Source organism: Aquabacterium sp., from assembly GCF_035476535.1.
GTDB lineage: Bacteria > Pseudomonadota > Gammaproteobacteria > Burkholderiales > Burkholderiaceae_C > Pseudaquabacterium.
On sequence record NZ_DATILJ010000142.1, the window covers coordinates 1 to 3,092 of the forward strand.

Annotated in this window: 3 protein-coding genes; all 3 read left to right on the top strand. The window is 66.8% G+C overall.

Annotated elements, in window-relative coordinates; all coding sequences use genetic code 11:
• The first annotated feature begins 28 nt into the window (after positions 1–28).
• Positions 29–796 (top strand): fumarylacetoacetate hydrolase family protein, encoded by a 768-nt coding sequence (locus VLK61_RS14215; protein WP_325422266.1) that lies wholly within the window; start codon positions 29–31, stop codon positions 794–796.
• A gap of 51 nt (positions 797–847) precedes the next feature.
• Positions 848–1,858: a 2-dehydropantoate 2-reductase gene (locus VLK61_RS14220; protein ID WP_325422267.1), complete on the top strand. Its 1,011-nt coding sequence runs from the start codon at positions 848–850 to the stop codon at positions 1,856–1,858.
• Between the two features lie 188 nt (positions 1,859–2,046).
• Positions 2,047–3,092, top strand: a 1,046-nt coding sequence (locus tag VLK61_RS14225; RefSeq protein ID WP_325422268.1) for a branched-chain amino acid ABC transporter substrate-binding protein, incomplete at its 3' end; no start/stop codon positions are given.

The window sequence follows — 3,092 nt, forward strand, 5'->3', positions numbered from 1 at the left end:
CGTTTTCCCGATGCACAGAAAGCCCGGCATGAGCACCGCTTGGATCCGTTTTGAACACGCCGGCAAGACCGGTTTCGGCATACTCGACGGCGAGCAGGTTCACGAGTATGTCGGCGACATGTTCGCCGCCTGCGACAAGACCGGCCAGGTGCTGGCGCTGAAGGACCTGACGCTGCTGACGCCCAGCGCACCGACCAAGGTCATCGCGCTGTGGAACAACTTCCACGCGCTGGGTGCCAAGCTGAACCTGCCGGTGCCGGCCGAGCCGCTGTACCTGCTGAAGGCACCCAACAGCTACCTCGCCAGCGGCCAGACCATCCGCGTGCCGCGCTGCGACGGCAAGGTGGTGTTCGAAGGCGAACTCGGCATCGTCATCGGCAAGACCGCCAGCGGCGTGCCCGAAGCGTCGGCACTCGACCATGTCTTCGGCTACACCTGCGCCAACGACGTGACCGTGGCTGACATCCTGCACCGCGACGCTTCCTTCGCGCAGTGGGCCCGCGCCAAGGGCTTCGACACCTTCTGCCCGATGGGCCCGGCCGTCGTCACCGGGCTCGATCCGTCGATACTCCAGGTTCGCACGCTGCTCGACGGGCAGGTGCGGCAGGATTACCCGATCAGCGACATGCGCTTTTCGGTTCAACAATTGGTCAGCCTGATCTCCTTCGACATGACCCTCAATCCGGGCGATGTCATCCTCTGCGGCACCTCGGTGGGTGTCGGCTCGATGAAGCCCGGCAGCGTGATCGAGGTCGAGATCGGCGGCATCGGCAGGCTCAGCAATTGCTACGGCTAGCGTGACAGCCGGGGCCTGCCCGCAAGGATTTTTCTACTGGAGTTTGACGACATGAAGATAGCCATCATCGGCGCGGGCGCGATCGGGGGACTGGTGGGCGCCAAGCTCGCACTGGCCGGCGAGCAGGTCACGTTCATCGTGCGCGGAGCCAACCTGGAAGCCATCCGCAACAACGGCATCACGCTGATCAGCCACGGCGGCGAGCGACAGACAACGCGCGAAGTGAGCGCCACCAACGACTATGCCGCCGCCGGCCCGCAGGACCTGGTGATCCTGGCGATGAAGGCCCATCAGGTCGAGGCCGTCGCCGCCGAGCTGCCCAAGCTGCTGGGCCCGGAGACGGTGATCGTGACGATGCAGAACGGCGTTCCGTTCTGGTACTTCCACCAGCATGGCGGCGCGCTGGCCGGCAGCACCGTGCGCAGCGTTGACCCCGAAGGCACGCTGGTCAGGCTGATCCCGGTCGACCGTGTGCTCGGCTGCGTGGTCTACCCGGCCTCCGAGCTGGTGGCGCCCGGCGTCATCCAGCACATCGAAGGCGACCGCTTCCCGCTGGGCGAGCTGGACGGCAGCAGCAGCGAGCGTGTCAACCGCGTGGCCGCCTGCTTCAACAAGGCCGGCTTCAAGGCGCCGGTGCTGGACAACATCCGCTCGGAGATCTGGCTGAAGCTCTGGGGCAACCTGACTTTCAACCCGATCAGCGCGTTGGGCCATGCCACGCTGGTCGACATCTGCCAGTACCCGCCTTCGCGCGAACTGGCCGCTGCCATGATGCGTGAGGCCCAGACCGTGGCCCACAAGCTGGGCATCGAGTTCCGCGTCACGCTGGACAAGCGCATTGCCGGCGCCGAAAAGGTGGGCGCGCACAAGACCTCGATGCTGCAAGACGTCGAAGCCGGCCGTGCACCCGAGATCGACGCGCTGGTCGGCGCGGTGGCCGAATTGGCGCGCCTGACCGAGACCCCGACACCGCACATCGACGCGGTGTATGCCCTGGTCAAGCTGCTGGCCCGCTCGATGGAGCAGCAGCGCGGCCAGGTCCGCTTGCAGCCGATCGGCTGAACGGAAGCCCGGGCACAGGTCCAGGCCCAAGCGCCAGCCCAAGCGCGACATCCCTCACGTTGTTGCGCGCTTTCCCGGCATTGCAGGGGTTAGACCGCCTGCAATGCGTCATCCCGCGGGCCGATAGCACGAGCAGCACGAGCCGGCGCCTTTGACGCGCCGGCCACTCGTGCGTCCAGGAGACGCCCATGCCCATCCCCCGCTGCTTTCGGCCGCTGGCCGTTCTGGCCTTGGCCTCGCTCAGCCTGCTGGCGGGCTGCGGCCCCGGCATTCCGTCGATCATCAAGATCGGCGTGGCGCAACCGCTGTCCGGCCCTTCGGCCGAACGGGGGCAGGACCTGCTCAACGGCGTCAAGCTCGCGGTAAAGGAACTGAACGCCAGCGGCTACAAGATCGCTGGCCAGCCGGTGACCATCGAAGTGGTCGCCGTCGACGACAAGGCCGACGCCGCCACCGCCAAGCAGGTGGCGCAGCAACTGGTCGACCAGAAGGTCACCGCGGTGATCGGGCACCTGAACTCCGACATCACCGAAGCCACGATTCCGATCTACAAGCAGGGCAATGTGCCGCAGCTGTTCACCTCGTCGGCCGCCGAGCTGACGCGGCTGGGCGACGGCAATGCGTTCCGGCTGGTGGCCAGCGACTCCTTGCAGGCCCAGGCCGTGGCCAGCTACATCACCGGCACGCTGAAAGCCGGCCGCGTGGCGATCATCTACGAAGACACGGCCTTTGGTGCGCCGCTGAACAAGGATGTCAGCGCAGCCGTCAGCAAACAAGGCAGGACGGTGCAGCTCAGCGAGGCCGTGGACAAGAAGCGCACCGACTTCGCAGACTTCGTCGCCAAGCTGAAGGCCGCGCCGCCCGACGTGCTGGTGGCCGCGATGCGCGACCACCAGCTGCTGCCGCTCTTTGCGCAGCTGCAAGCCGCGCAGCTGGCGGACCTGCCGGTGGTGGCGACCAGCGTTGCCAAGACCCGCAAGCTCGCCACCGCGCCGGTCGATGTCAAGTCGATCTTCCTGACCTCCAGCGCGCTGACGCCGCGCGAGTTCGTCGGCGGCCCCGCCTTCCTGACCAAGTTCCGCGCCGCCTACAACGCCGACCCGGTGTGGGCCGCGCACTATGCCTACGATGCCGTGTATGTGTTGGCCGACACACTGCGCGCGATCGACTCGGTCGACGCCAAGCTGCTGCGCGACAAGCTGCGCACGATCGACGGCAATGCGCCGGTGACCAG

What these genes read in the sequence shown, in the direction of transcription:
- VLK61_RS14215 (WP_325422266.1), top strand. Translation starts at nt 29, where the DNA reads ATGAGCACCGCTTGGATCCGTTTTGAACACGCCGGCAAGACCGGTTTC.
- VLK61_RS14220 (WP_325422267.1), top strand. Translation starts at nt 848, where the DNA reads ATGAAGATAGCCATCATCGGCGCGGGCGCGATCGGGGGACTGGTGGGC.